Annotated in this window: 26 protein-coding genes; 13 read left to right on the forward strand and 13 right to left on the reverse strand. The window is 63.0% G+C overall.

Annotated features, from left to right (window positions below; genetic code table 11):
* Positions 1-83: 83 nt before the first annotated feature.
* The 9 genes from GA829_RS10630 to GA829_RS10670 form a co-directional block, all read right to left on the reverse strand.
* Complete coding sequence (locus GA829_RS10630; protein WP_195178450.1) at positions 84-461, reverse strand: hypothetical protein; 378 nt, start codon at positions 459-461, stop codon at positions 84-86.
* Positions 462-603: 142 nt separating this feature from the next.
* A complete protein-coding gene (locus GA829_RS10635) occupies positions 604-2,049 on the reverse strand; it encodes a homospermidine synthase (RefSeq protein WP_195178451.1) in 1,446 nt (481 codons plus the stop codon).
* A gap of 212 nt (positions 2,050-2,261) precedes the next feature.
* Positions 2,262-3,494 (reverse strand): hypothetical protein, encoded by a 1,233-nt coding sequence (locus tag GA829_RS10640; RefSeq protein WP_195178452.1) that lies wholly within the window; start codon positions 3,492-3,494, stop codon positions 2,262-2,264.
* Between the two features lie 2 nt (positions 3,495-3,496).
* Positions 3,497-4,423 (reverse strand): heme-dependent oxidative N-demethylase family protein, encoded by a 927-nt coding sequence (locus tag GA829_RS10645; protein ID WP_195178453.1) that lies wholly within the window; start codon positions 4,421-4,423, stop codon positions 3,497-3,499.
* Positions 4,420-4,707: a YciI family protein gene (locus tag GA829_RS10650; protein ID WP_195178454.1), complete on the reverse strand. Its 288-nt coding sequence runs from the start codon at positions 4,705-4,707 to the stop codon at positions 4,420-4,422. The genes GA829_RS10645 and GA829_RS10650 overlap by 4 nt, the downstream gene beginning before the upstream one ends.
* 18 nt (positions 4,708-4,725) lie before the next feature.
* The gene (locus tag GA829_RS10655; protein WP_195178455.1) at positions 4,726-5,388 is read right to left on the reverse strand and encodes an aminotransferase class IV family protein; all 663 of its coding nucleotides are present in this window, start codon (positions 5,386-5,388) and stop codon (positions 4,726-4,728) included.
* Positions 5,337-6,482 (reverse strand): aminodeoxychorismate synthase component I, encoded by a 1,146-nt coding sequence (locus GA829_RS10660; protein ID WP_195178456.1) that lies wholly within the window; start codon positions 6,480-6,482, stop codon positions 5,337-5,339. Before GA829_RS10660 ends, GA829_RS10655 begins: the two co-directional genes overlap by 52 nt.
* A 201-nt stretch (positions 6,483-6,683) precedes the next feature.
* Positions 6,684-7,463, reverse strand: a complete 780-nt coding sequence (locus GA829_RS10665; RefSeq protein ID WP_195178457.1) for a proton-conducting membrane transporter — start codon at positions 7,461-7,463, stop codon at positions 6,684-6,686.
* Positions 7,464-7,843: 380 nt separating this feature from the next.
* Complete coding sequence (locus tag GA829_RS10670; RefSeq protein ID WP_195178458.1) at positions 7,844-9,682, reverse strand: M3 family oligoendopeptidase; 1,839 nt, start codon at positions 9,680-9,682, stop codon at positions 7,844-7,846.
* A 154-nt stretch (positions 9,683-9,836) separates the two neighbouring features.
* On the opposite strand from GA829_RS10670, the gene GA829_RS10675 reads away from it, so the two are divergent.
* The 3 genes from GA829_RS10675 to GA829_RS10685 all read left to right on the forward strand — a co-directional run bounded on the left by GA829_RS10675 (position 9,837) and on the right by GA829_RS10685 (position 13,945).
* The gene (locus GA829_RS10675; protein WP_195178459.1) at positions 9,837-11,372 is read left to right on the forward strand and encodes a sigma-54-dependent transcriptional regulator; all 1,536 of its coding nucleotides are present in this window, start codon (positions 9,837-9,839) and stop codon (positions 11,370-11,372) included.
* A gap of 369 nt (positions 11,373-11,741) precedes the next feature.
* On the forward strand, positions 11,742-13,559 hold the full coding sequence (locus GA829_RS10680) for a peptidoglycan L,D-endopeptidase MepK (protein ID WP_195178460.1): 1,818 nt from the start codon (positions 11,742-11,744) through the stop codon (positions 13,557-13,559).
* Between the two features lie 191 nt (positions 13,560-13,750).
* A complete protein-coding gene (locus GA829_RS10685; RefSeq protein ID WP_195178461.1) occupies positions 13,751-13,945 on the forward strand; it encodes a hypothetical protein in 195 nt (64 codons plus the stop codon).
* Between the two features lie 106 nt (positions 13,946-14,051).
* Here the strand turns inward: GA829_RS10685 and GA829_RS10690 are convergent, their stop codons facing one another.
* The gene (locus GA829_RS10690; protein WP_195178462.1) at positions 14,052-14,690 is read right to left on the reverse strand and encodes a 2-dehydro-3-deoxy-phosphogluconate aldolase; all 639 of its coding nucleotides are present in this window, start codon (positions 14,688-14,690) and stop codon (positions 14,052-14,054) included.
* A gap of 176 nt (positions 14,691-14,866) precedes the next feature.
* On the opposite strand from GA829_RS10690, the gene trhO reads away from it, so the two are divergent.
* The 3 genes from trhO (at position 14,867) to GA829_RS10705 (ending at position 17,652) form a co-directional block, all read left to right on the forward strand.
* Entirely contained in the window at positions 14,867-15,790 is a 924-nt protein-coding gene (gene trhO, locus GA829_RS10695; protein ID WP_195178463.1) for an oxygen-dependent tRNA uridine(34) hydroxylase TrhO, read from the forward strand.
* Between the two features lie 145 nt (positions 15,791-15,935).
* Entirely contained in the window at positions 15,936-16,676 is a 741-nt protein-coding gene (locus tag GA829_RS10700; RefSeq protein WP_195178464.1) for a tellurite resistance TerB family protein, read from the forward strand.
* A gap of 220 nt (positions 16,677-16,896) precedes the next feature.
* Entirely contained in the window at positions 16,897-17,652 is a 756-nt protein-coding gene (locus GA829_RS10705) for an SDR family oxidoreductase (RefSeq protein WP_195178465.1), read from the forward strand.
* Positions 17,653-17,682: 30 nt separating this feature from the next.
* Here the strand turns inward: GA829_RS10705 and GA829_RS10710 are convergent, their stop codons facing one another.
* Positions 17,683-18,060, reverse strand: coding sequence for a YciI family protein (locus tag GA829_RS10710; RefSeq protein WP_195178466.1), 378 nt, complete (start codon positions 18,058-18,060; stop codon positions 17,683-17,685).
* A 158-nt stretch (positions 18,061-18,218) separates the two neighbouring features.
* Entirely contained in the window at positions 18,219-19,118 is a 900-nt protein-coding gene (locus GA829_RS10715) for a LysR substrate-binding domain-containing protein (protein WP_195178467.1), read from the reverse strand.
* Between the two features lie 118 nt (positions 19,119-19,236).
* On the opposite strand from GA829_RS10715, the gene GA829_RS10720 reads away from it, so the two are divergent.
* From GA829_RS10720 to GA829_RS10730, 3 genes are read left to right on the forward strand one after another with little or no spacing between them, the layout of a single operon-like run.
* Entirely contained in the window at positions 19,237-20,070 is an 834-nt protein-coding gene (locus GA829_RS10720) for a transporter substrate-binding domain-containing protein (RefSeq protein WP_195178468.1), read from the forward strand.
* A gap of 13 nt (positions 20,071-20,083) precedes the next feature.
* Positions 20,084-20,761, forward strand: a complete 678-nt coding sequence (locus GA829_RS10725; RefSeq protein ID WP_195178469.1) for an amino acid ABC transporter permease — start codon at positions 20,084-20,086, stop codon at positions 20,759-20,761.
* The gene (locus tag GA829_RS10730) at positions 20,761-21,498 is read left to right on the forward strand and encodes an MBL fold metallo-hydrolase (protein ID WP_195178470.1); all 738 of its coding nucleotides are present in this window, start codon (positions 20,761-20,763) and stop codon (positions 21,496-21,498) included. The genes GA829_RS10725 and GA829_RS10730 overlap by 1 nt, the downstream gene beginning before the upstream one ends.
* Before the next feature lie 3 nt (positions 21,499-21,501).
* Here the strand turns inward: GA829_RS10730 and GA829_RS10735 are convergent, their stop codons facing one another.
* Complete coding sequence (locus GA829_RS10735; protein ID WP_195178471.1) at positions 21,502-22,686, reverse strand: pyridoxal phosphate-dependent aminotransferase; 1,185 nt, start codon at positions 22,684-22,686, stop codon at positions 21,502-21,504.
* Positions 22,687-22,769: 83 nt separating this feature from the next.
* Here GA829_RS10735 and GA829_RS10740 point away from each other — a divergent pair, with 83 nt between their 5' ends.
* The 4 genes from GA829_RS10740 to denD are packed head-to-tail and all read left to right on the forward strand — an operon-like array spanning position 22,770 to position 25,708.
* Positions 22,770-23,456: a GNAT family N-acetyltransferase gene (locus tag GA829_RS10740; protein ID WP_195178472.1), complete on the forward strand. Its 687-nt coding sequence runs from the start codon at positions 22,770-22,772 to the stop codon at positions 23,454-23,456.
* A 13-nt stretch (positions 23,457-23,469) separates the two neighbouring features.
* Complete coding sequence (locus tag GA829_RS10745; protein ID WP_195178473.1) at positions 23,470-24,450, forward strand: cation diffusion facilitator family transporter; 981 nt, start codon at positions 23,470-23,472, stop codon at positions 24,448-24,450.
* A 60-nt stretch (positions 24,451-24,510) separates the two neighbouring features.
* Complete coding sequence (locus tag GA829_RS10750; protein WP_195178474.1) at positions 24,511-24,723, forward strand: hypothetical protein; 213 nt, start codon at positions 24,511-24,513, stop codon at positions 24,721-24,723.
* 13 nt (positions 24,724-24,736) lie between these two features.
* On the forward strand, positions 24,737-25,708 hold the full coding sequence (denD, locus tag GA829_RS10755) for a D-erythronate dehydrogenase (protein ID WP_195178475.1): 972 nt from the start codon (positions 24,737-24,739) through the stop codon (positions 25,706-25,708).
* Positions 25,709-25,723: the final 15 nt, after the last annotated feature.

Genomic DNA, 25,723 nt, shown 5'->3' on the forward strand with positions numbered 1-25,723 from the left:
CGGAATCAGGGCGCGCTTTGCCGGCGCAAAAAAAGACGGCGGCCAGTTGGCCGCCGTCTTGTTTCAAGCCGTTCGATATCGGGTCAGGCGCGCCGCGTCAGCACGAAGTTCTGGCCACTGACGCTGGTGCAGTTGAGCTGGCTGGTCGACACCATCAGGCAGTTGAAGCTGACCGGCGTCTGGCGGATCAGCGACGTGCCGTTGATCTCGACCGACGTGGCGCCGGTCAAGGTGTAGCTGCCATCGGCCAGCTTCTGGCCGGTGTCGGTCGCCACGGTGGTGAACTTTCCGCCGGTGAAGGTCGACAGGCCAGTCCCCTTGGCGTCGATCCACGAACCTTCGACGCCTTTCGGCGCCGCTGCCATGGGCGGCTCGTCAGGGCCGCTGGTCGCACAGGCGGCGAGCCCCACAACAGTGGCTGCCGCAACGCACATCGAAAGAAACTTGCGCGCAATGTTCATTGTGAAAATCCTCTCCTGCCGCATCCAAAGTGCAAGAGCGTCGTTTGTGCGTCCAATTGGACGCACGTCGCTCTAGTCCGCAACCCTTCAATCGCCCGATTTCCGGGCGATTGCAAGGCAGTGGAGCATGGTCCGCAGGGTGCTATCGAACCAGGATGTTGCGGAATTGCCACGGGTCGGTTCGGTCGAGGTCTTCAGGGAAAAGACCAGGGCGGCTGTCGAGCGGTGTCCAGTCGGTATAGTAGCCCTTGACCGGGCCGAGATAGGCCGACTGCACTTCAAGGCAACGCTTGTAGTCCATCTCGTCGGCCTCGACGATGCCAGCCTCAGGGTTCTCAAGCGCCCAGACCATGCCAGCGAGCACCGCCGACGTGACCTGCATGCCGGTGGCGTTCTGATAGGGCGCCAGCTTGCGCGCCTCGGCGAGCGACAGCTGCGAACCATACCAGTAGGCGTTCTTGTCGTGGCCATAGAGCAGCACGCCCAACTCGTCGACGCCGTCGACCAGTTCGTTCTCGTCGAGCACATGGTGCACGGGCTGGGGCTTGCCGGCAGCGCCGAACATCTCGTCCAGCGACAGCATGGCGTCGTTGCACGGGTGGTAGGCGTAATGGCAGGTCGGACGGTAGTGAACCTTGCCCTTCTTGCCGCGCACGGTGAAGAAGTCGGCGATCGAGATCGCTTCGTTGTGGGTCACCAGGAAGCCGTATTGCGGCCCGGGCGTCGGGCACCATGAGCGCACGCGCGTGTTGGCGCCCGGCTGTTCCAGATAGATCGCCGCCTTGGAGCCATGCTTGTGCTTCTTGGCGTTCTTGGGAATCCAGGTTTCATGCGTGCCCCAGCCGAGTTCGGCCGGTTGCAGGCCTTCCGAAATGAAGCCTTCGACCGACCAGGTGTTCCAGAACACGTCCATGGGCTTGGGCTTCTTGGTGCGCTGCGTGTCGCGCTCGGCGATGTGGATGCCCTTCACGCCGGCCTTCTTCATCAGCTTGGCCCAGCCGTCGCGGTCCTCCTGCGCCGGCTCGGAAAATCCCAGTCCGAGGTCGGTGGCGAGGTTGAGCAGCGCCTGCTTGACGAACCACGAGACCATGCCGGGGTTCGCACCGCAGGTGGAGATCGCGGTCGCACCGCCCGGCCGCTCGTGCTTTTCCTTGATCAGTGACTCGCGCAGCGCATAATTGGTGCGGCTCGCATTGTCGGCCTTGGCATCGAAATAGAAGCCGAGCCATGGCTCGACGACCGTGTCGATGTAGAGCACGCCGAGTTTGCGGCAGAGCCGCATCAGATCCACCGAGCCGGTGTCGACCGACAGGTTGACGCAAAAGCCCTGGCCGCCACCATTGGTCAGCAGCGGCGTCAGCAGCTTCTTGTAGTTTTTCTCGGTCACTGCTTCCTGGACGAAAGCAATGCCGCGCTCGTCGAGCAGCTTGCGGTCGGTGTCGCGCGGATCGATGACCGTCATGCGCGACTTGTCGAACTTGAAATGGCGTTCGATGAGCGGCAGCGTTCCCCGGCCGATCGAGCCGAAGCCGATCATCACCACGGGGCCGCTGATTTCACCGTAAACAGGCCAGTTTTCATTCGCCATTTTTTAGAGCACTCCTTCAAGGCCCGGATGGCCGGGCAAACACGCAAAAAGACCGAGCTTTTGCCCGGCGACCCTGCGCTACATCACAGATCATTGTCACAAACCAGTGAAAAGCGCCAACCAGAGGCGGCGTTGTATTGGCCATGTGGTTAAGGGCGGCGACCCTCGATCTCAGGCAGACCTCAAAGCGCCTGCCGGGCTTCACGCCTTGCTTACTGGTCGAGCAAACGTGCAAATTCCGGCTTGAACAGGGCACGGGCGTCGGATGCCGGCATTTCCAGAACGTCGTCGCCACAGGCCTGGATCACGTTCGGAAGGCCTTGCAACCCGAACACCAGGCGCTGTGTGTCGCCGTCGCGTTTGAAGCTGGCGGCGAGGTATTCGGTGATCAGGTCATCGGTGCCGCATTCGGCCTCGGAATCGATCTCGGTCTGTTCCGTCGGCTTCTTGCGCCGCTCATTGACGAAGGCGATGAGCGAGGGCCCGGGCTTGCCGTCGACAGTGTCGGTAAACATGTCCTGGAGGCCAAGCAGAACGCCGCGGCGGACATCCATTGTGTAGGCATCCGAATAGTTGTCCGGATGCGCGCCGCCGCAAAAGAGGCTGCCGGATTCCCGCCAACTCATCAGTTTCGGGGTCAGCGAGGTGACCTCGGACGAACTCTCCTCATAGCCGCCGAGCGAGCCGTCATCCATGGTGCTGATCGGGCCATTCTGGTGAAAGCCGGCATAGCGGAGGGCCGCACAATTCAATGCGCTCAGGCTATCATGCCAATGACGGTTCTGGAGCAAGGCGTTGGCCGCATCGATCGGCACATTGCCAGACAGTTCAACGATGCGCGGCCTGGCGAATTTGGTGCGGGGATCAGTGACGTAACTGTAGGACGCGTCGGGCCAGCCGGCCTTCTCGCCGACTTTGGCAGCAAAATCGAGACGCAGATAGTCGTAGGGGGATGCATCCATGGTGATCGGCCCATCCTCACCGGAGAATTTGCTGTCGGTGAAATCATGGAGCTCAAACGGACTCGCCGCCGGCGTTTCAGTCTGTTCGCGGGCCGCGATCCGGGTCAGTTTCAGGACTCGCGTCTTCTTCCCGTTCCAGGTGCCTTCCAGCGTCTTGCCCTTGTCGGCTGTGCTGAGACGCCAGGTCGCGGCCACGGGTGCCGCCTGGCCTTCTCCGCATTTCTCGGCGCCGCAGGCTTCCTCCTCCGCCAGTTCGAACCACCGCCCCTTGCGCGGCCTTACCTGCAGTGGAATGTCGATACCTTGCGAGCGGTAGAAGTAGCGGCCGGCAAGCGCTGCGTCCGGCGCTGAGGGATCGCCGGTGAATTCGACGACGATATCGGTTGCTCCGACCTTGCCGGCATAGGTCACCGGCGCGGCTTGCGCGGCTGCGGCCACAATCAGAAAAGCGGCCAATAGCGAAAGCCGGTTGCGAGCTGACATTCTTACCCCCGAGCCATGGCGTCCAGGTATTCCGCCAGCCTGTCACGGTCCGATGTCAGGCCCTTGTAGTCAAGCTGCGCCTGGTCCAGCGCATGGAGCTGGCTGGCAAAGGATGCCGCAAGCGTTGCCCGGTCGGGATGGCGGGCGAGAACGGCAAGCGGGTCGAGATGGATGCGGATTGTGAACAGGATGTCGCGCGAGGCAGGGAGTTTGCGCAGCGTTTGCCGCTCGACGCGGATGAAGGCATGGGCGTTGATGTCGCCATCGGGAAACCGGGACGGCCGGTTGGTGGCGCGGTCGATACGCTGCAGATCGGAGAGCGGATGATAAAGCGCGTCGTCCGACTGAATCGACCAGTTGTAGCGCTCGACCGCCTGGCCCTGGAGACCGTCGAACATGCGGTTGATCAGATCCGCTGGTCTTGTACCGGGTCCGAAACCTGGCACCGGCGCATGGATCTCCTGCAGCGGCCTGCCGAATTTCTCGGTCAGCGACCATGACGAGGGAAAGCACAGCGAGCCTGCGACCAGCCGCCAGCCATTCTCGTCGCGGCGCATCAGGATCAGGTCCTCCTGGACGAGCAGCGATGCGGCCACGAGCGGCGCGTCGCTGAACGCGCCAGCCGTATCCGTGACACCAGCCACATCGACCTGTGCGCCGCTGCGTCGGTAGATTTCGGGAAACCCCGCGGCCAGATGCGCCTTGAGCAATTCGAGCACTTCGCGCTGGGCGTCGCGCGTGCCGTCCTCCTCGACAAAAACCTTGTCTGGAACCTCGCCGTAGAGGCGGCGCTTTTCGGCGAGGTAAGCCAGAAGGTATTCGTCGACCTCGATCCACTTCTCGGCGTCGAGTGGCTTCAAGCCGATGCTGAACAGCTTCGACGAGCCATCATAGGGCGTGTGAACAGGAAGTGCCTGAGATGAATTCATGATTCCCTGATCGGGTCCAGCGCGGCGGTGGTCATCCTCGCCGTGAATTCGGTGACGTCATAGTCGGCGGCGTCGGCCTTGGCGAAGGGGTCCGCAGCCAGCCTGGCATCGAGCACGTCACGGGCGCATTGCGCGATGATGATGCCGCCGGTGCGCGGACGTTTCGGCCCCGATGCGACGAAGATCCCCTCCGCGTAGCAAGCCTTCAGCCATTCGACATGGGCTGCCTGCAGCCGGTCGATCTCCGTCAGCGGGACCTTGTAGTTGAGCGACACGACGAACATTGCATTCTCCGGTTCTGGTCAAGCCAGCCTCGCGGGGATCAGCCCGCGCAGCGAATTGCCGACGAACAGCGCCTTGGCGGATTTCAGTTCGTCGAAGCTGTAGATGGCTTCGGCGGCACGGCCTTCATCCAGAAGCGCGGCGCGTAATACGCCAGGCAACAGGCCGCAATCTAGCCGGGGCGTCGCCAGCACACCGTCACCGAAATCGGCGAAGAGATTGGTGATCGTGCCTTCGCAGATTTCGCCGCGTTCATTGGCAAGCAGCACTTCGTCGGCCTGGGTAATGAGATACTCGGCGCGGGCGTGGCTATAGGCCGCCCGCCGGTTGGTCTTGTGGCGCAGCAGCGTGTTGGTCGAATCGAGCCTTGTCCGTGCCAGCCGCAAGGCCCAGACCTTGCCGGCGGCGAGCGGCTCATAGGGCTGCGCGGATGCCGCCACCACGCCATCGCTGGACAAGACCAGGCGTGTGCGCAAGGCGGTGGCGGAGCGGCCCACTGCATTTGTCAGCGCCTCGCCAATCTTGCCAGGATCGCAGTGAAAGCCAAGTTCCGCCGCTGACCCGTAGAGGCGGGCGAGATGGCGGTCGAAGCGCAGGAAACCAGGATCCGGCTCCCAGCGCATGGTCTCGATCAGGTCGAAGCCGGCGGCGTTCCCGTCGCGAAGCGCGCTTTCAGCAGACACTCCTGATACTCCTCCTCAGCCGTCGAATCGAAGACGACGCCGCCGCCGACATTGTAGACGGCCTCGCCACCGGCAAAGAGCGAGATGGTGCGGATCGCCACGGAAAAGCGCATCGTGCCGCCGGGCGCAATCCAGCCGATGGAGCCGCAATAGGCGTCGCGCGGCGTGCCTTCGAGATCATGCAGGATTTCCATGGCGCGGATCTTTGGCGCACCGGTGATCGAGCCGCACGGAAACAGGGCCGCGAAGATCTGGCGGATGCTCAAACCGGGCAAGAGCCTTGCCCTGACATCGCTGACCAGCTGATGAACGGTCGGGTAGGTCTCGATGCGGAACAACGCTGGGACATCCAGCGTGCCGACCTCGCTGATCAGCGAAATGTCGTTGCGCAGGAGGTCGACGATCATCCGGTTCTCAGCCTGGTTCTTCTCGTCGTTGCGCAGGAACATCTTCTGCCGTTCGTCTTCGGCCTTGGTGGCGCCGCGCGGTGCCGTGCCTTTCATAGGGTGCGTTTCGATCATGCCGCCGGCATCGACCTCGAAGAACAGCTCGGGCGAGCGCGACAAGATGATGGGATCGCCAAGCGCGACCAGCGCGCCGTATTTCACCGGCTGGCGTTCGGTCAGCGCGTCGAAGGCGGCAAGCGGGTCGCCCGACCATTGCGCGTGGATCGGAAAGGTCAGATTGCCCTGATAGCAATCGCCTTGCCTAATGTGCTGGTGCAGCCGCGCGAAGCGCTTTTCATAGTCATCGATCGACCAGGTGGCGCGGGCGTCGAAGATCGGACCGTTGCTCGCGGCTGCGATGCGGGGCGGCACCGCTTCCTCGACCGGCGCGTCGAATACACCGAGGCAGATCAGTGGCGTGCGGCGTCCGTCGGGCAAAAGCGGCACGAGCTTCTGCTCGAGCAGATAGCCTGCTTCATAGGAAAAATAGCCGGCCAGCCACTTGCCAGCGTCATGTGCTGCTTGCGCCGCCGCCAGCGCCAGCTCGAAATCCTTTGCCGCATGCGCCACGATGAGGTCAGCCGGCCGGTCGAAAACCAGCTGGCGCGCGCTCTCGTCGTTGCGAAAAATTGCGGCGGGCAGGGACATGGAAACCGGTTGCTGCAGTCGAGTAAGCCACTGACCGCTCTATATGGGGGGCCGGTCGTGCGCAATCGAGGGAACGGCACCTTGCCACTCAATGACGACCTTGGGCCAACCTTTTGAGCTGACCTTCACGCCAGCCTGCCCGCAAAACAAATCGCCGGCGCCTTTTGGGCGCCGCCGATCGCAATCCCGCGAGATGATTGATCAGGTGTTGCTGGCGGTTCCAGCCGTCGGGAACTGCTTGGCGAATTCCGTCTCGTTGCCGGCGGCCAGCAGTTTCGCCTGCTCGATCCAACGTTCGCGCGCGATGCGGCCGTCGAAGTTCATGACGTCCTCGATGCGCTTGATGTCGGCGGGGGTCCAGGCGGCGATCTGGGCAAAGCTGGTTACGCCTTGCGCCTTGAGCACTTTCTCGTTGACCGGACCAATGCCGATCAGGCGGCGCAGGTTGTCGGGCTTCGCCGAAGCCGGTGCAGCCGACTTGGTTGCTGGTGCGGCTTTCTTCGCGGCCGGTGCTGCCTTGGCCGGCGCGGCTGCCTTTGGCATGGCAACAGCCTTGGCTGCCGCTGGCTTGGCGGCTGCGGGCTTGCTCGCCACGGATTTGGCTGGAGCCATAGCGACGGCCTTTGCCGGAGCGGGCGCTGTTTTCGCGGCGGCAGGTTTGGCGGGAGCAGGCTTTACCGGCGCCGATTTGGCGGTCTCGGCTGTCGACATCAAGGCGGCGGGTTTTGCCGTGCCGCTTGCAGAGGCGGGTGCCGCCTGCGCCTCGCGCAACCGGCGTTCGAGATCAGCGCGGGTCTTGCCGCATGCATCCAGTTCACCGGTCAGCCGGTTGGAATCGGTGCGCAGTCTGTCGCGTTCGCTGCGGGTGCGGTCAAGGTCGCCGCGCAAACTGTCAAGCTCGCCACGCAAGCGCCCCCAGATGAACCAGCCGACCAACACGCCAACCAGGAACGCCAGGATCACGTAGAAAAAAGTGCCCATTGTCTCTCTCCAGTGCGATCCGCGAGCCGTGGCCTCAAGTGATGACCTTGGCGAAGGATCATTCGATGCTGGTTCCGCGGGTTCGCGGAACAGCCGGCTTCGATCGAGCTGTCGGCGACAGGCTTGCTACCCGTATCCAACGACCGTTGTCGCGTCTACCAGAAGGACGCTGCCGGCTGAGACTCCCCCGCCGATCCGCATACGCTCCGGCTGAGCTTGAGGCGGAGGCTATCATAGAGCTTACGGAAAGCTATCGGAAAACTTCCGCTGAGAGTTCTTCAAGAACAGATATTTAGCGCAAGAATAGACAGATCCCAGTATGCATCCCGGCTAAACTGTTCTTGGGCTTGCGCTGTCGCGCAAGACACATTCGACAGCTGTCAATTGTCGAGCGCTTCCAGTTCATCGATCAGGCCGCTGATCACGCCAAGCCCGATCTGCCAGAACGCGGGGTCGGTGGCGTCGAGGCCGAAGGGCGCCAGCAACTGCGAATGGTGCTTGGTGCCGCCGGCGCGAAGCATCTCGAAATACTTGTCCTGAAAACCGCGCTCGGCATTCTGGTAGACGGCGTAGAGCGAGTTCACCAGGCAGTCGCCGAAAGCGTAGGCGTAGACATAGAAGGGCGAATGGATGAAGTGCGGGATGTAGGTCCAGAACACTTCGTAGCCCTCGCGCAGCTTGATCGCCGGACCGAGGCTTTCCGCCTGCACTTCCAGCCAGAACTGGCCGAGCTTGTCGGAGGTCAATTCGCCATTCTTGCGCTCGGCATGCACCTTGCGCTCGAATTCGTAGAAGGCGATCTGGCGCACGACCGTGTTGATCATGTCCTCGACCTTCTGGGCGAGCATGGCCTTGCGTTCGCGCTTGTCGGTGGTCTGGTCGAGCAGCGAGCGGAAGGTCAGCATTTCGCCGAACACGGACGCCGTCTCGGCCAGCGTCAGTGGCGTCGAGGCCATCAGCGCGCCCTGGCCGCTGGCCAGAACCTGATGCACGCCATGGCCGAGTTCATGCGCCAGCGTCATCACATCGCGTGGCTTGCCCATATAGTTCAACAGGACATAAGGATGCGCCGACGGCACCGTCGGATGGGCAAAGGCGCCAGGTGACTTGCCGGGCCTGACCGGCGCATCGATCCAGTTGCGGTCGAAGAAGGTTCTGGCGATCTCGGCCATATCAGGCGAAAAGCGCTGGTAGGCGGAAAGTACGGTGTGCTTGGCCTCGTCCCAGCCGATCACCGCTTGCGGCGTCTCGGGCAAGGGGGCGTTGCGGTCCCAGTGGTTCATCACCTCCATGCCCAGCCAGCGCGCCTTCATCGCGTAGTAGCGATGCGACAAGCGAGGGTAGGCTTCGCGCACCGCCAAGGCCAACGCATCGACAACGCTGCGCTCGACGCGGTTGGCCAGATGGCGGGAATCGGCAATGTCCTCGAAGCCGCGCCAGCGGTCCGATATTTCCTTGTCCTTGGCCAGCGTGTTGGTGATCAGCGTGAAGGTGCGCAAGCTTTTGCGGAAGGTCGCGGCCAGCGCTTCCGACGCCTGGCGGCGGACCTCGCCATCGGCATCCTGCAGGCGGTTCAGCGCCGGCTCCAACGACATTTGCTCGCCGTCGATGTCGAAGCGCAGGTCGGTCATCGTCTCGTCGAACAGACGGTTCCAGGCACCGCGTCCGGTGATCGATTTCTCGTGGAAAAGTTGCTCGACACGGTCCTCGAGCTGATAGGGCTTGTCCATGCGCAGATCGAGCACCCACGGGCGGTAGTGGCCAAAGGCTGAATCGGCGGCGAGCGCGTTTTCGATCGCGGCATCGTCGATCAGGTTCAGCTCGAGCGCGAAAAACAGCAGATGCGCACTGGCATCGGTCATCTTCTCCTGGATGTCGCCATAGAGCTTGGCGCGCTGCGGATCAGCCGTGTTGCCGGCATAGACCAGGCCGGCATAGGAGACGATGCGGCCGATCAGTTCCTCCAGCGCCTCATAGGCCTGGAGCGCTTCGCCCAGCCTGCCTGCACCGCCGCGTCCGGCCTCGGTTGCGAGCGTGCCTTTCCAGCGGGTCTCGAAACTGATCGCATCGGCGGCCGCCTTGGCGATATCGCGCTTGAGCTCTGGCGCTTCCATGCCGGCGTAGAGGTCGGCAAGGTTCCATTCAGGCAAATCGCCAAGCTCCGCGGCGCCGTGACCGGAGGCTGCCGCCGCAAGCTGCCGAGCAAAAACCTTGTGCATTGCCAATACCTTCCGGGTCGGGAGCCGTGGGGAAATGAGAAGCCGGTCAAATCCTAAGGAATTCGTTCACCGGGTTTTTTGAAACCTTGTTTAGAACCCTGTGCCAAGATGGTCCACAAGGTAGATTTCCTCGGGCGGCATAGTCATACCAGTCATGACAGGTTCCATACTCATAGTCGATGACGATCCCGTGCAGCGCCGGCTGCTCGAGGCGGCGGTGACACGGTTTGGCTACACCGCGATCGCGGTGGATGGCGGCGAGGCGGGTCTTGCCGTGCTCGACGGGCCAAACGCGCGCGACGTATCGGTGGTCATCCTCGACATGGTGATGCCGGGGCTCGACGGCATCGGCGTGCTCAAGGCGATGCGCGAGCGCGACATTCAAACGCCTGTCATCATCCAGACCGCGCAGGGCGGCATCGAAACCGTCGTTTCGGCGATGCGGCACGGGGCTTTCGATTTCGTCGTCAAGCCGGCCTCGCCCGAGAGGCTGCAGGCGTCGATCGGCAACGCGCTCAAGGTCGAGGCGGTCGAAGGCGAGGTCAAGCGCACGTCGCGGCGGCGCGGCGGCCATCTGACGTTCAAGGACATGATCACGCACAGTCCGGCCATGGACCGGGTCATCCGGCTTGGCCAGAAGGCGGCGGCATCCAACATCCCGATCCTGATCGAGGGTGAATCCGGGGTCGGCAAGGAACTGGTGGCGCGCGCTATCCAGGGCAGCAGCGATCGCCGCGCCAAGCCCTTCGTCACCGTCAATTGCGGCGCCATCCCCGACAATCTGGTCGAATCGATCCTGTTCGGCCACGAGAAGGGCTCGTTCACCGGCGCCACGGAAAAGCACGCCGGCAAGTTTGTCGAGGCGCATTCAGGCACGCTGTTTCTCGACGAGATCGGCGACCTGCCGCTCGATGTCCAGGTCAAGCTTCTGCGCGCCGTGCAGGACGGCGAGGTCGATCCGGTCGGGGGCCGCGCCACCGTCAAGGTCGACATCCGGCTGATCTCGGCGACGCACCGCAATCTGCTGCAGCAGGTCAAGGACGGCAAGTTCCGCGAGGATCTGTTCTACCGGCTGAACGTCTATCCGATTTTCGTGCCGCCGCTGCGCGACCGCCGCGACGACATCCCGCATCTGGTGACGCATTTCATGGAGAAGGTGGCGCCGGCGGACCCGCGCCATCGCCTGCACGGAATTTCGGCCTCCGCGCTCACCATGCTGCGGGCCTATGACTGGCCGGGCAACATCAGGCAGCTGGAAAATGCCGTCTTCCGGGCTTCGGTCCTGTGTGAAGGCGATGTGCTGACCGAAGAAGAGTTTCCGCAGATCCGGGCCCAGGTGGAGGGCACCGTCAATCTCGACACCGATGGGGCGTTGCCGCAATCGGCGATGGGCATCCAGCCGCGCGACGAGAATGCCTTGCCGCGGGACGACATGCCTGCCGCCGGTTTTGATCCGCCGGCAAGGCTCCAGCCGCGCTTCGGTACGTTGCGTGCCCTCGATGACCGCGGCAACGTGCGGGCGCTGGCTGATGTCGAACTTGAAATGATCAAGCTCGCCATCGATCACTATAACGGCCAGATGAGCGAAGTCGCCCGCAGGCTCGGCATTGGCCGTTCGACCTTGTACCGAAAGCTCAAGGAATACGGAATCGACCCGGAAACCGGGCGCGTCGACCGGCTGGCCTCCTGAGACGCAAGGCTGAAGCCAGCTTGCCATGCCAGAACGGGCCCGGTACGGGGCTTTGAGCTGGAATGTGGCGGGGGTTGTGGACATGTCTGTTCACGCATTAAGGCCAACGGTAACAGATCGTGTTCGGCAAAACCCCGAAACATCATCTAAACCAGCGGTTTACCAAGAAATCCTGTACACAATTTTTGACGGGATATCGCCACGGTGTTACCGCATTTCAGCTTCAATAAGCGATGATTAACCATTAGGATCGATATTCGGATGTGATAATAACGCATCCGTTTGGGCAAATCCGGGGACAAACGGCAGCCTGCAGGGCCTTTTGATTTGAACAGAATCGAACGACACACAAACGGGCGGCACTACCATGTGAGCGTCTGGCCGAAGTGGCTGGCTGCTCTGGTTATTGCCTTTGGTTTGGTTGCCGCTGCCGCGACCGGCGCCAGCGCCGAGACACGCTCGCTGAAGCTTTACCACCTGCACACGCACGAGAAGGCCGAGATCGTCTACAAGCGCAACGGCCGCTACGATGCCGAGGGCCTCAGGAAAATCAACATCATCCTGCGTGACTGGCGCCGCAACGAGCCGACCAAGATGGATCCGCGTCTGCTGGATCTGGTCTGGGAAGCCTATCGTGAGAGTGGCGCCACCGACTATATCCAGGTCGTCTGCGGCTACCGTTCGCCGTCGACCAATTCCATGCTGCGCAGCCGCAGCAGGGGCGTCGCCGAGAAAAGCCAGCATATGCTTGGCAAGGCGATGGACTTCTACATTCCCGGCGTGCCGCTGAAGAAGCTGCGCAACATCGGCCTCAGGATGCAGGGTGGCGGCGTCGGCTACTACCCGACTTCAGGCTCGCCGTTCGTCCATATGGACGTTGGCAACGTGCGCCATTGGCCCGGCATCAGCCGCCAGGAACTCGTCAGCCTGTTCCCCAATGGCAAGACCTTGCATGTGCCGAGCGACGGCAGGCCGCTGCCCGGTTATGAGCAGGCGGTTGCGTCCTACAAGGCCCGCAAGGGTTCAGGCGCTCCTGCCATCGAGATGGCCAGCGCCGGCGGCAGCACCAAGAGATCAGGTGGCCTGCTGGCTGCCTTCTTCGGCGGCGGTGGCGACGACGAAGCCGACGACAGTGCCGATGTCGGGACAGGCGCACCCGCGCCGAAGCCTCGCGCCGTGAAGCCGGCCCTGGCGACCGCCAGGAGCAGCAATCTTCCGGGCATCGCCATCGTGGCGCCGGAGAATGCACAGCGCGCCGAGATTCCGCAGGTTGCCGACGAGCAGGCGCCGGAGCCGGAGAAGGATACGCCTGAGACGATCATCGCCGCGCTGCCGGCGCGCAGCATTCCGCTGCCCGATTTCGCGCCGCGCCCGAAGGTCGATGTCGGTGCCAAGCAGCCTGAGACCGTTCCGTTCGGCACGGCGGATGCAACCGCGACGACCGAACAGGCCGTTGCGACCGCGCAGGCGCCTGCCAGCGTTCCGTTTGGCATGGCTGATCCGTCGGCTGCCGCCGACCCGGCACGCGTTGCCGTCAACAACATACCATTGCCGACCTGGCGCCCCGATCGCTCGGTGCCAGCCGACCTGTCGACGCCGCCGAGCAAGGATGTACTGCTGGCGCTGGCGGATACGGCTGATCACGGCAAGACGGCGACCGACGCGTTCTCGGTTCTGCCGAGCGCACGCCCCGATACGGCCAAGCGCGATGAAGTCAAGGCCGTGCTTGACGAAGCCAATGCCGCTCCGGCTGGCGAATACCAGGTCGCCTCGCTGTCCGAGCCGCGCTCGGCCTTCAACGATCCGGCAGGCGTCGATGCAGCATCGCCGCGTGGAGCGGTTGTTGCCCGGCCAGCTGGTTCCGACCCGGCGTCGGCGATCGGTGCCGGCGTGAAAACCACCCGCAAGGAATCGAGAGCGACCACACGTGACCTGAAGCCCGGCCCCAAGGCCGTCGTGGTTGCCGCCGCGCCGCAGGCCGCCCGCTGGGCGCTGAGCAGCGGCGAGAATGTCGCCACCGTTTCCAGCCCAACGACAGCACCGCGCTACGCCTACAATCTGGTGCATACAGCGCCGAGCGAGGTCTATACGGCTGGCTTCCAGGCCGACAACCAGATGGCCGATGCCAACAAGTTCACCGGCAACGCCGTCAAGTTCCTGTCGGTCGCACGCTTCCAGACCAAATAATTTGCGACCAAGCATTCTGCAGAGCCGCGCCGGGCAACCCGCGCGGCTTTTTGCTGTCCGGGCCGGCATCGGTTTCTGACGTTCAGCGATTATAAGCCGGCAAAGGCGCGCGGAGCTGACATTCTCGTGATGACGGAACGGCCTGCTGTTTCAGCGGTTTCCCTGGTGTTCATTCAACCCTAGGAAAATCCATGAAAAATATTCTACTGGCTTCGGTCATCGCATTGGCAACCGCCTCGGCGGCGATCGCTCCCACGCAGGCCGCCACGGTGGTCATCAAGACCAATGATCATATGCACATGATGAAGAAGCATTGCCGAACCAAGATCGTCACCCATTGGCGGCATCACCACAAGGTGGTCGAGAAGGTCAGGGTCTGCAACTGATCCAGAGAAGCAATATCATGGCTCGGCCGGCGAAAGTTGGCCGGGTTTTTGGCGGCCCGCTGCTGGTGAGTGGCTGCCAGGCAAAATACCCGGTCAACTTAGGTTCCTACTTGGCGAGCTTGCTCGCTTCCCGCGCCAAGGCCTCGATCTCGGCCCACTTGCCGGCCTTGACCAGATCGTCGGGCGCTACCCAGGACCCGCCGACGCAGATGACGTTGGGCAGGCTGAGATAGTCGGCGGCGTTCTTGGCCGAGATGCCGCCGGTCGGGCAGAATTTCACGTCGGCGAGCGGCGAGGCGAAAGCCTTGAGCGAGGGGATGCCGCCGGACTGCTCGGCCGGGAAGAATTTCAGGAACCGCAATCCGGCTTCGCGCGCGGCCATGATCTCGCCGGGGGTGATGGTGCCAGGCAGCAACGGGACATCACTGTCCTTCGACGCCGCCAGAAGCTCGCGGGTGATGCCGGGGCTGACGATGAATTTCGAGCCAGCCGCCGCCGCCTCGTCGAACTGGCGGGCGTCCAGAATGGTCCCGGCGCCGACAATGGCCTCTTCGACTTCGCCTGCCACGCGCCGGATCGCCTCCAGCGCATCGGCGGTCCGAAGCGTGATCTCGATCGCCGGCAGGCCGCCGCGTGCGAGCGCGCGCGCCAGTGGCACCGCATCGGCGACGTTGGCGATCTTCAGTACTGGGATCACAGGCTGCCCATTGAGGAGTGACAGGAGTTTTTCGGTCTTACTGGGCACTTCGTCTCTCCTTGATCTGGATAATTCAACTTGATCTTGATAATTCAACCGATTAGCAGAAGGGTGTTTTCCTGTCCACGAAACCAGCCGTGTCGCGATGTCACGCGCGGGCGGGGTTTGCAGACGTTAGCACGCTGCCTTGAATCGGCTGGCATGAGCGTTTAGTGGCTTGGGCGATGACATTGCCAACAACCCCTTTCCGTGTCGCGGCACTCTACCGCTTCGCCAGGCTCGACGCCTTCGAGGAATTGCGCCAGCCTCTCGCTGCCTTCTGCTGCGGGCGCGGCATCAAGGGCACGCTGCTCCTGGCGCATGAGGGCATCAACGGCACGGTCGCCGGAAACGAAGCCGATATCGCCGCGCTGATCGATCACCTCGAATCCATGGAAGGGCTCGCCGGTCTCGAGGTCAAATACAGCAGCGCCACCGAGATGCCGTTCCACCGCATGAAGGTGCGGCTGAAGCGCGAGATCGTCACCATGGGTATCGACGATATCGACCCGGCGAACAGCGCTGGCACCTATGTCGCGGCGGCCGACTGGAATGCGCTGATCTCCAAGCCCGACACGATCGTCATCGATACGCGCAATGCCTACGAGGTGTCGATCGGCACATTCAAGGGTGCTGTCGACCCGGCAACGGCGAGCTTTCGCGAGTTCCCGGCCTGGGTCGAGGCGCATCGCGCCGAACTCGAGGGCAAGAAGGTCGCCATGTTCTGCACCGGTGGCATCCGCTGCGAAAAGGCGACGGCTTACGTCAAGTCGCTCGGCATCGAAGACGTGTTCCACCTCAAGGGTGGTATCCTGAGATATCTCGAAGACGTGCCGGCGGGGCAAAGCCTGTGGCAAGGCGAGTGCTTCGTCTTCGACGAGCGCGTGTCCGTGTCGCATGGGCTGATCGAGGGTGACGCCGAGCTCTGCCGTGCCTGCCGGCATCCGTTGACCGGAGACGACCTGAGATCGCCGAAATACACCGCCGGCGTCTCATGCCCGCATTGTTTCGATGCCCGCACCGATGAGGATCGCCGGCGCTATGCCGAGCGCCAGCGCCAGGTGGAATTGGCACAGGCGCAGGGCAGGGGACCGCATATCGGAAGCTAGCGAGATGGCGCGGCGGAAGCCCGCGTAATCCTGACGTTTGCCGTAGCGGCAAGGCAGGGTCTGTCATTGCAATGTCAAGGTTTGGGACCTACCTCTTCGACGTTCGAAACCTGCCCGTTCGGCTGGGCACATTCTGGAGGCATTGATGTTCGATCCCAAGAAGCTTCTCGACGATCTGCTCGGCTCGCAAATACCCGGCACCAGCGGCACCGTCCGCGACAAGGCCGGGCAGGCCGTGCAGATGGCCAAGGACAATCCGCTGGCCGCCGGAGCGCTGGCCGCGGTGCTGCTTGGGACTGGTGCTGGCCGTGAAGTGACGGGCGCCGCCGTGAAGCTGGGCGGCCTGGCTGCCATCGGCGGTCTCGCCTACAAGGCCTACCAGAATTACAAGAGCGGCAATGCGCCGGCCGAAGCGCCCGCCGCCGGCGAGCCGGAATTGCTGCCGCCACCCGCCGACACCGCCTTCCACCCGTCGCAGGCGCCGCAAGGCGAGGATGAATTCACGCTGACCCTGGTGCGGGCGATGATCTCGGCGGCCAAGGCCGACGGCCATGTCGACGACGACGAACGCCAGAAGATCGCCGGCAAGCTCAGCCTGGCCGGGATAGGCTCCGATGCGGAAAAGTTCCTGATGGCGGAACTGGAGAGCCCGCTCGACCTCGATACACTGGTCGCCGGCGCTCATACAGATGCGCAGAAACTCGAACTTTACACGGCATCGCGCCTGACCATCGATCCCGATACCCGCGCCGAGCGCGGCTATCTCGATCTTCTGGCCGGCCGCCTTGGTCTGCCGGATGCGCTGATCGACCATGTCGAGGCGACGGTTTCGGCGGCAAAAGTCCCGTCAAGCAAGACCGGGACTTCCCCCAATCCGCGCTGGTAGGTCAAATCGGCACAGAACCGGTGGTTGGCGATAACCTTTCGTTAACCCAGCAAGCGCATCATTCGAGACAGTCGGATCGGCTTTCCTCCTCCCAAGCCCGGTTCAGATCAGGGCGGTCGCCAATGACCGCCCTTTTTGTCGGCGGGCGCCTTCACGCATTTGTCCGACTTGTCACGGCTGCCATCATTTGCGATGGCTGGGGCTTACCGTGGAGGACATCATGACAGAGCACAGAACCGCCATCGTCACCGGCGCAGGCACCGGCATTGGCAAGAGCGTCGCCACGGCGCTGCTCAAGGCCGGCTGGAATACGGTGTTCTGCGGGCGCCGCAAATCGGTCCTGGACGCCGCGATCGCCGACGCAGGCCCGATCCAGGCCAAGGCGCTGGCGGTTGCCTGCGACATCAGCAAGGCCGATGAAGTCGATGCCATGTTCGGCCGAGTGATCGAGGCTTTCGGCCGTGTCGACCTGCTCTTCAACAATGCCGGCATGAGTTACAAGTCGACACCGATCGACGAGATCCCGGTCGAGGTCTGGAACGATGTCGTTGGCGTCAACCTCACGGGATCGTTCCTGTGCGCCCGCGCGGCCTTCGGCGCCATGCGCAAGCAGAAGCCGATGGGCGGCCGCATCATCAACAACGGCTCCGTCTCGGCCTATGCGCCAAGGCCTGGCTCGGTGCCCTACACAGCGACCAAGCATGCCATCACGGGCTTGACCAAGACGCTGGCACTGGACGGCAGGCCCTATGACATCGCCTGCGGCCAGATCGACATCGGCAACGCGCTGACCGAGATGGCACAGCCGATGACGGTTGGTGTGCCGCAGGCCAATGGCTCGATCGCCGCCGAAGCGGTGATGGATGTTCAGCGCGTCGCCGACGCGGTCGTCCACATGGCCAGCCTGCCGCTCGATGCCAATGTGCTGTTCATGACAGTCATGGCCACCAAGATGCCGTTCGTGGGGCGTGGGTAGACGCGGTTTCAGTCGCCGAGAAGCCGGTGCCTATTTGCTGTCCGCCAGCGGCACGCCCGGCAGATAGAATGTGATCGGGCGGATCTCGTAGACGGCGGTCGGGTTGACGCGGCGAAGGTCGCGCGCGATGGCGATCGCATCGTCGCGCTTGGCGCAGTCGACGACATAGAGGCCGAGCAACTGCTCCTTGGTCTCGGCGAATGGCCCGTCGATGACGGTGCCTGCGCCCGGCCCGCGCAAGGTGCAGGCCGATTGTGTGGCCCCAAGCCGCGCGGACGGCCCAAGGCTGCCGCTCTCGTAGAGCCCGTCATGAATCCTGAGCAGGTCAGCCATGAGTGCCGAGTCCTCCTCCGGCGTCAGTGCCTTGATCGCGTCCTCTACGTGGTAGGCAAGGATGGCATAGAACATCGGATGTCGCCTCACTTCGATCCTGATCCAAAGGACGCCGACCCTAGTCATTATCGGTATGCCCGCCCAGCCTCGGTCAGGGACATCCCGACAGTTCATGACACAGCCATTGCAGCCAGCGGCGCCGCGGCGCGAGATGCGCGCCGGTCTTGTCGGTCCTACCAGCCGGATGGCCTCGAAGCCTGATTGACAAGCCAGTCGACAAACCGGCCAATGAGCGGATTTTCCAGGCCCTCCTCACGGCATATGCAGTGGTATTGGGGGGCGGAAGGCACGTTGAGCGTCAGTGGTTGCACAAGGCGCCCCTCGTCCCGGTCCCTGAACGATATGATGCCGCTGGTAAGCGCAACACCGTGTCCGTCGCGGGCGGCCTGAAGCACCATGGCGAAATTGTCGAAATAGATATCGGATTCCACGAAGTGCGGTACGCGCGCCTCGTTCAGCCAGCGCCGCCATTGGCTGCCGTCGTCTTCGTGAAGCAGGCGATGATGCAAGAGATCGCGCGGTTCGCGAATGGCATGCGGCCCGCGCAGCAATTGCGGGCTGCATACAGGGGTCATGGGAAGGCTCTGCAGCAGCCGCCACCAGAAGCCTGGCCAGGGCGGGTTTCCATAAACGATGGCAACGTCGACCTTCCGCCAGTCTACTTCCTCGAACCGCACCGCCGTCAGCATCTGCATGCGGATGTCCTGGTTCTCGTCCAGAAACCGGAAGATCCTCGTCGCCAGCCAGGTTGTCGCGAAAACCGAAGGCACCGACACGCGCAGCGTCGCCTTGGTGGCCGCGCTATAGGCATTCGCCGATATGTCGCGGATCGATCCCGATATCTGCCGCATGGCAATCGCCACGCTCTTCTGCAAGGCGGTGCCGCGCTCCGTCAGCACCTGACGGCGCCCCTGTTTCTCAAACAGGTCAAGACCCAGCGACAGCTGCAGCGCGCGCAATTGCTGGCTCACCGCTCCCGGCGTCACATGCAGCTCCGCTGCTGCTGCTGCGATGTTTCCGAGGCGAGCGACGCTTTCGAAAGTCCGAAGCGAATGCAGCGAGGGCAGGCTCATCCGACACCATTAGTTTAGAAAAACTGACAGTTTTTGCGCTTAAAGATTTAGCTTGTTTGATAGAAACTCGCAACATACCGTCCTCGTCAACACATAAAAACCGACAGGGGACTTCAACATGCGAAACACTGAAACTTCCACCGCCGCAAGGTTCGCCTTGGGCGGCGCGATGATCATCACGGCTTTCTGCACCACCGCACAAGCCGCTGAAACCGCTCTGGTGCATGACAGCGTGCTCAACGTGTGCACAGGCGGCGATTTCCCACCCATGCAGTATTACGCCAACCCGGGCGACGAGAAACTCGTCGGCTTCGAGGTCGACGTCGTGGACGCCATCGCAAAGCAATGGGGTGGCACCACCAAATATGTGGTGGGCGACTTCAAGGGGCTGTTGCCGTCCCTCGGCGCCGAGCGCTGCGATCTCGTTGCCAGCGGCATCATGGTGACCAAGGAGCGCCTCCAGGCCTATGACGCCGTTCCCTACTTTGTCTCCAACGTGGTGATGGTGACATCAGCCACTGACACCGAGACCAAGGCGCCGCTCGACCTCAGCGGCAAAGTGCTGGCGATCGAGGCGGGTACCACCTACGAAAAGACGGCCGCCGACCTCAACGCCGAGCTGGCAAAAGCCGGGAAGGCGCCGGCACAGATACAGACCTATCCGTCGGCTTCCGCCGTCATCGAGCAGATCCTGGTCGGCCGGGCGGCGGCGACCATTACCCAGGACACGACGGCGGCGTTCCGCATCAAGCAGATGCCGGGCCGGCTGCAGGTGCCCTACAACTATGGCGACGGCGAAACCTACGGGATCTACCTGAGGAAGGGCGGCGACAACCGCGAGGCATTGGTGAAGGCCATCGAGACCTTGCAGGCCAGCGGCGAGATGAAGGCGCTGCTGCAGAAGTGGAACCTTCCCGAGACCGCGACCGACGTCAAGCACGCGACCAATTGAAGGGCGGGCGGTCGTGTTTGACAGCAAGCTCTTCCTGACGGCCCTGTTCGGCTGGCCCCTTGCCAAGGGGGCTTTGCTGACGCTGGTCCTGTCGGTCCTGGTGATGACCGTTGCCCTGGCAATATCCCTGGCAACGGCAGCACTGGCCACGTCGAAGCGGCGCTGGGTCCGCCTGTCGATCGCCGCCTTTGTCTGGCTCTTTCGCGGCGCACCGGCGCTGCTGGTGCTGCTGTTCATCTGGAACGGGCTGCCGCAGATTTCGGCGGTCTTCCGGGGGGACTGGTTCAGCCCATTCGTGGCGGCATTTCTCGCACTGACCCTGATCCAGATCGCCTACCTGACCGAGATACTGCGCAGTTCCTATGCATCCATCGGCAAAGGGCAATCCCAAGGTGCGGCGGCCCTTGGCTTGCACCGGGGCCAGATATTCTTCCTGGTCATCCTGCCTCAGGCGCTTCGCGTCGCGCTGCCGGCTCTGGTCAACGAATTCATTTCGTTGCTGAAGGCAACCTCGCTGGCGACGGTCATCTCCTTGAAGGAGCTCATGACCGTGACCCAGTTCGCGATCGCCACCAGCTTCCGGTTCCTGGAATGGTATGGCGCGGCGCTTGTCTACTACATGTCGATGGTTTCGGTTCTGACGGTCTTGCAGATGAGGCTCGAACGCCTGCTTGCGCGGGGTCATCGCTGATGTCGGTGACCGCGCCCGGCGAAGCTTCCGGCTGGTTTTCACACGAAGACGTGGGACCAAGCATCGTCAGGATATCGGAGCCGCATGTTCATTACTATTTCAGAAGCAACATCTTTCATGTTCGCGGGCGTGATGTCGATCTGGTCATCGACGCCGGCATGGGCCTTGTGCCGCTGAGGCCGTCATTGAACCTGCCAGATTCCAAGCCGGTCATTGCCGTCGCGACGCATATCCATGTCGATCACGTCGGTTGCCTGGGCGAGTTCGAGACGAGGGCAGGGCCCCGCCAAGAGGCCGCCTTTTTTACCGAGATGGCGGATGAACACACTTTGGCGCATCTCTTTCGCGCGCTGCCGGAGGCTGTTGACAGGCTGCCCAACGCGGCATGGTCGCCACAGGGGTTTCAGGTCAGGCCGGCGCCACTGACCCGGATACTGGACGAAGGCGACAGGATCGAGACCGGCGACAGGTCACTTCTCGTCCTGCACCTGCCGGGCCATTCCAATGGGTCGATCGGCCTGCTCGATGAACGCAGTGGCGAATTTTTCGCCGGCGATGCCATCTATCGTGGAACGCTGATCGACGACCTTCCGGGGTCGGACGTGCAGTCCTACCGGGAGACGATGCAGCGGCTCTTGCAGGTCGAGTTCAGCCGTGCCTATTGCGGACATGGCGAGCCGATCGGCCAGGAGGAGCTGCGGTCGATCGCGAGAACCTATCTGGACAGAACGAACTGAGGCTCACTTGGCCAGGAATGCCTTGATCCGCTCCAGCGCGCGCAGGATGTTTTCCTCTGAATTAGCGTAGGACAGCCTGATGTAGCCTTCGCCGAGGATGCCGAAATCGGGCCCGCCGATCAGCGCCACGCCGGCCTCATCAAGCAAGGCCGAGGCGAGTTTCTTGGCTTTCCAGCCGGTCTTCGACACGTTGGGGAAGGCATAGAACGCACCCTTGGGCGTGATGCAGGAGACGCCAGTCAAGGCATTCAGGCCCTCGACGACCACTTTCCGGCGCCGGTCGAAGGCGCGCATCATGGTGTCGACATCGTCCTGCGGTCCATCGATGGCGGCAATGCCGGCATACTGGCTCGGCGCGTTGACACAGGACCAGCAATTGACCGCCAGCTTGCGCACCTTGTCGTAGAGATGAGCGCCCGTGTCGCCATTCGGCCAGATCGACCAGCCCATGCGCCAGCCGGTCATCGCCCAGGTCTTGGACCAGCCGTTGAGCACGATCAGCCGATCGCGGATCTCGGGAAAGCCGAGCAGCGAACAATGCGTCTCGCCGTCATAGGTCATGACGTCATAAATCTCATCGGACAGGATCGCGACCTGCGGGTGCGCCTCCAGTCCCTTGACCAGTTTCTCGATCTCGGCGCGCGGTGTGACGCCACCGGTCGGGTTGGCGGGCGAGTTGAGGATCAGCAGCCTGGTCTTCGAGGTGATCAGCGCCAGCGTCTCCTCGGCCGAGAAGGCAAAGCCGTTCTCCTCACGCATCGGCACCGGGATCGGCGCGGCGCCGGTGAACTCGATCATCGAGCGGTAGATGGGGAAGCCGGGATCGGGATAGAGGATTTCGGCGCCCGGTTCGCCAAACATCAGGATCGCGGCGAACATGGTCGGCTTGCCGCCGGGCAGGATCATCACCGCCTCCGGCGAGACTTCGACGCCGGTGGTGGTCAGCGTGCGCCGCACAACCGCCTCGCGTGTCGCCTGCAAGCCGTTGGCCGGCGTGTAGCCGTGGTGGCCATCACGCAGCGCCTTGATCGCGGCTTCGACGATGTGCTGCGGCGTCTTGAAGTCGGGCTGGCCGATGCCGAGGTTGACGATGTCGCGGCCTTGGCTCGCCAGCGCCGTGGCTCTCGCGAGCACCGCGAAGGCATTTTCCTCGCCGAGACGGTCGAAGGCCGCAATCGTGTGGAGCATTTTTCCCGTCCCTGTGGTTCTTACTGTGCGCGTGCGTTTTTGTGAGCGTCCGATGGAAAATGTCAAATGGATTGGAGTTCCAGGTGTCGGAAAATCTTGAAAACTGGCAGCCGCGCCCGCGACCCGAGCGCAAGGTTCTGGAGGGGCGCACCGTCAGGCTTGAGCCCTTGAGCGCCGCAAAGCACGGCGATGGCCTGTATGAAGCGTCGGCCGTCGCGGATGGCGACACGCGGTTTCGCTGGCTGTTCGACACCGTGCCGGAAAGCCGCGCGGCGCTGCAGCCTTGGCTCGAGAAATCCTCGGCCAGTGAGGATCCCTTGTTCTTCGCGGTCATCGACAAGGCAAGCGGCAAGATCGCCGGGCGCCAGACACTTATGCGCATCGATCCGGCGTTTGGCGTCATCGAGATCGGCAACATCTATTGGGGGCCGATCATCTCACGCAAGCCGGCGGCGACGGAAGCGCAGTTCCTGTTCATGAAATACATCTTCGACGAACTCGGCTACCGCCGCTACGAATGGAAATGCAACAACCGCAACGAGCCTTCGAAGCGGGCGGCGGAACGGTTCGGCTTCAAGTTCGAAGGCATTTTCCGCCAGCATCTCGTGGTCAAGGGTGAAAACCGCGACACGGCATGGTATTCGATCATCGACAAGGAATGGCCGGCGTTGCGCAAAGCCTACGAGGCGTGGCTCGATCCGGCGAATTTCGATGGCGACGGCCAGCAGAAGCGACGGCTCGAGGATTTTCGCGCCGAGTTTGGCGCCTGACAGGAGTTGGCTATTGGCTCATTCCCACGACCACGCATCGCAAGGGCATGACCACAGTCACGGCGCCGGCCACGTCCATGGCTCGACCGACAAGAAACGCGTGCTCATCGCGGCCTGCCTGACAGCGGGCTTCATGGTGGCGGAAGCGCTGGGCGGCATCCTCACGGGGTCGCTGGCGTTGCTGGCGGACGCTGGCCACATGCTGGCCGATTCCATCGCGCTTGGCCTTGCCTGGTATGCCTTTCACCTCGCCAGCCGGCCCGCGACCGGGCGGCTGACCTATGGCTTTGGCCGGGTCAAGACTCTGGTCGCCTATACCAACGGCATTGCCATCTTCGTCATTGCGCTGTGGATCGTCTACGAGGCGTGGGGCCGGCTGCAGGCCCCGGCGCCGGTGCTGGGCGGTCCGATGCTGGTCGTGGCGATCCTTGGTCTGCTGGTCAACATCGGCTCCTTCTTCGTGCTGCATGGCGGCGACCGCGATAGCCTGAACATGCGCGGCGCCATCCTGCATGTGCTTGGCGATCTGCTCGGTTCGGCGGCGGCCATCGTGGCGGCGCTGGTTATCCTGTCGACCGGCTGGACGCCGATCGACCCTATCCTGTCGGTGCTGGTGTCGCTGCTGATCCTGTCCACGGCATGGTCGCTGATGCGGGAAGCCGCGCATGTCCTGCTGGAAGGCGTGCCGCCAAGCCTCGACCGCGATCTGATCGCCAGGGATATCGAAGCGACGGTCAAGGGCGTGCGCGAGGTGCACCACATGCATGTCTGGTCTCTCGATGGCTCAAGCACAATGGCGACGCTGCATGCCTGCCTCGACGAGGGCGTCGATGCGCATCAGGCGGTCAGCACCATCAAGAAGCGGCTTGCCAGCGAGCACGGCATCAGCCATGCCACTGTGGAACCGGAATTCGGGCAATGTGCCGACGAGGGTGAAGAACACGATCATGATTACGAGCATGAGGCGGCTTCGCATCACGGCCACCATCACTGACGCAGGGAACCCCATGGCATCGAACCAGAACTTGACGGCTCCCGTCCGCGCCGGGACAGAATGATGGACCGCGACACGAAAAACGCCGCCATCGCGGCGCTCTGGATCCTGCTTTTGTTCGGCATCGCCGCCTACTTCCTGCCGACCGTGATGCTGGCCGTGGGCAATGTCTCGACCGTGCTCGCGGGCTTCGTCGGGATCGTCTTCGTGCTGGCGTTCTTCATGGTGTTCTGGCTGCGGGCTCGCAACCAGCGCAAGAACCAGGGCAAATAACAGGGTCTTAGAAATGCGCATTCTGATCACAGGCGCGGCCGGCATGGTCGGCCGCAAGCTCATCGCCCGGCTGGCCAAGGACGGCGCATTGCGCGGCCGTAAGATCGCCGCGCTCGACCTGCATGATATCGTGGCGCCGTCCGCGCCAGCCATCGACGGCGTCGATGTCACGCTTCATACCGGCGATCTGGCGGAACCGGGCGCTGCGGAAAGCCTGGTCGCATCGTGCCCCGACGTCGTCTTCCATCTCGCTGGCATCGTGTCGGGCGAGGCGGAAGCCAATTTCGATCTCGGCTATCGTGTCAATCTCGATGGCACACGAGCACTGTTCGACGCCATAAGACTGGCCGATTTCGTGCCGCGCGTCGTCTTCACCTCATCGATCGCGGTGTTCGGAGCGCCGTTCCCGGATGTTATCCCGGATGAGTTCCATCCGACGCCGCTGACCTCCTATGGCACCCAGAAGCAGATGAGCGAAGCGCTGCTCGCCGACTATTCCAGGCGCGGCTTTTTCGACGGCATCGGCATCCGATTGCCGACCATCTGCGTGCGCCCCGGCAAGCCCAACAAGGCCGCTTCCGGCTTCTTCTCGGGGATCATTCGCGAGCCGCTGAGCGGGCAGGAGGCAATCCTGCCGGTGCCGCGCTCTGTCGTGCACACCCATGCCAGCCCTCGATCGGCGGTGAACTTCCTGATCCATGCGGCAGGCATCGATGGCGCAGCCGTCGGACCGCGCCGCAACCTGACGATGCCGGGCGTTGCCGTCACCGTCGGCGAACAGATCGACGCGCTGGAACGCATCGCCGGCGCCAAGGCGGTCAAGCTGATCCGTGAGGAGCCGGACGAGACGATCTGGGCGATCGTCAAGGGTTGGCCGACCCGGTTCGAGGCACGGCGGTCAAGGGAATTGGGCTTTGCCGCCGAGAAGAGTTTCGACGAGATCATCCGCGCGCATATCGAGGATGAGCTCGGCGGGAAGATCTAGACTAGCTTGCGAGAT

The sequence above is a fragment of the Mesorhizobium sp. INR15 genome, from assembly GCF_015500075.1.
In the GTDB taxonomy this organism is placed as follows: domain Bacteria; phylum Pseudomonadota; class Alphaproteobacteria; order Rhizobiales; family Rhizobiaceae; genus Mesorhizobium.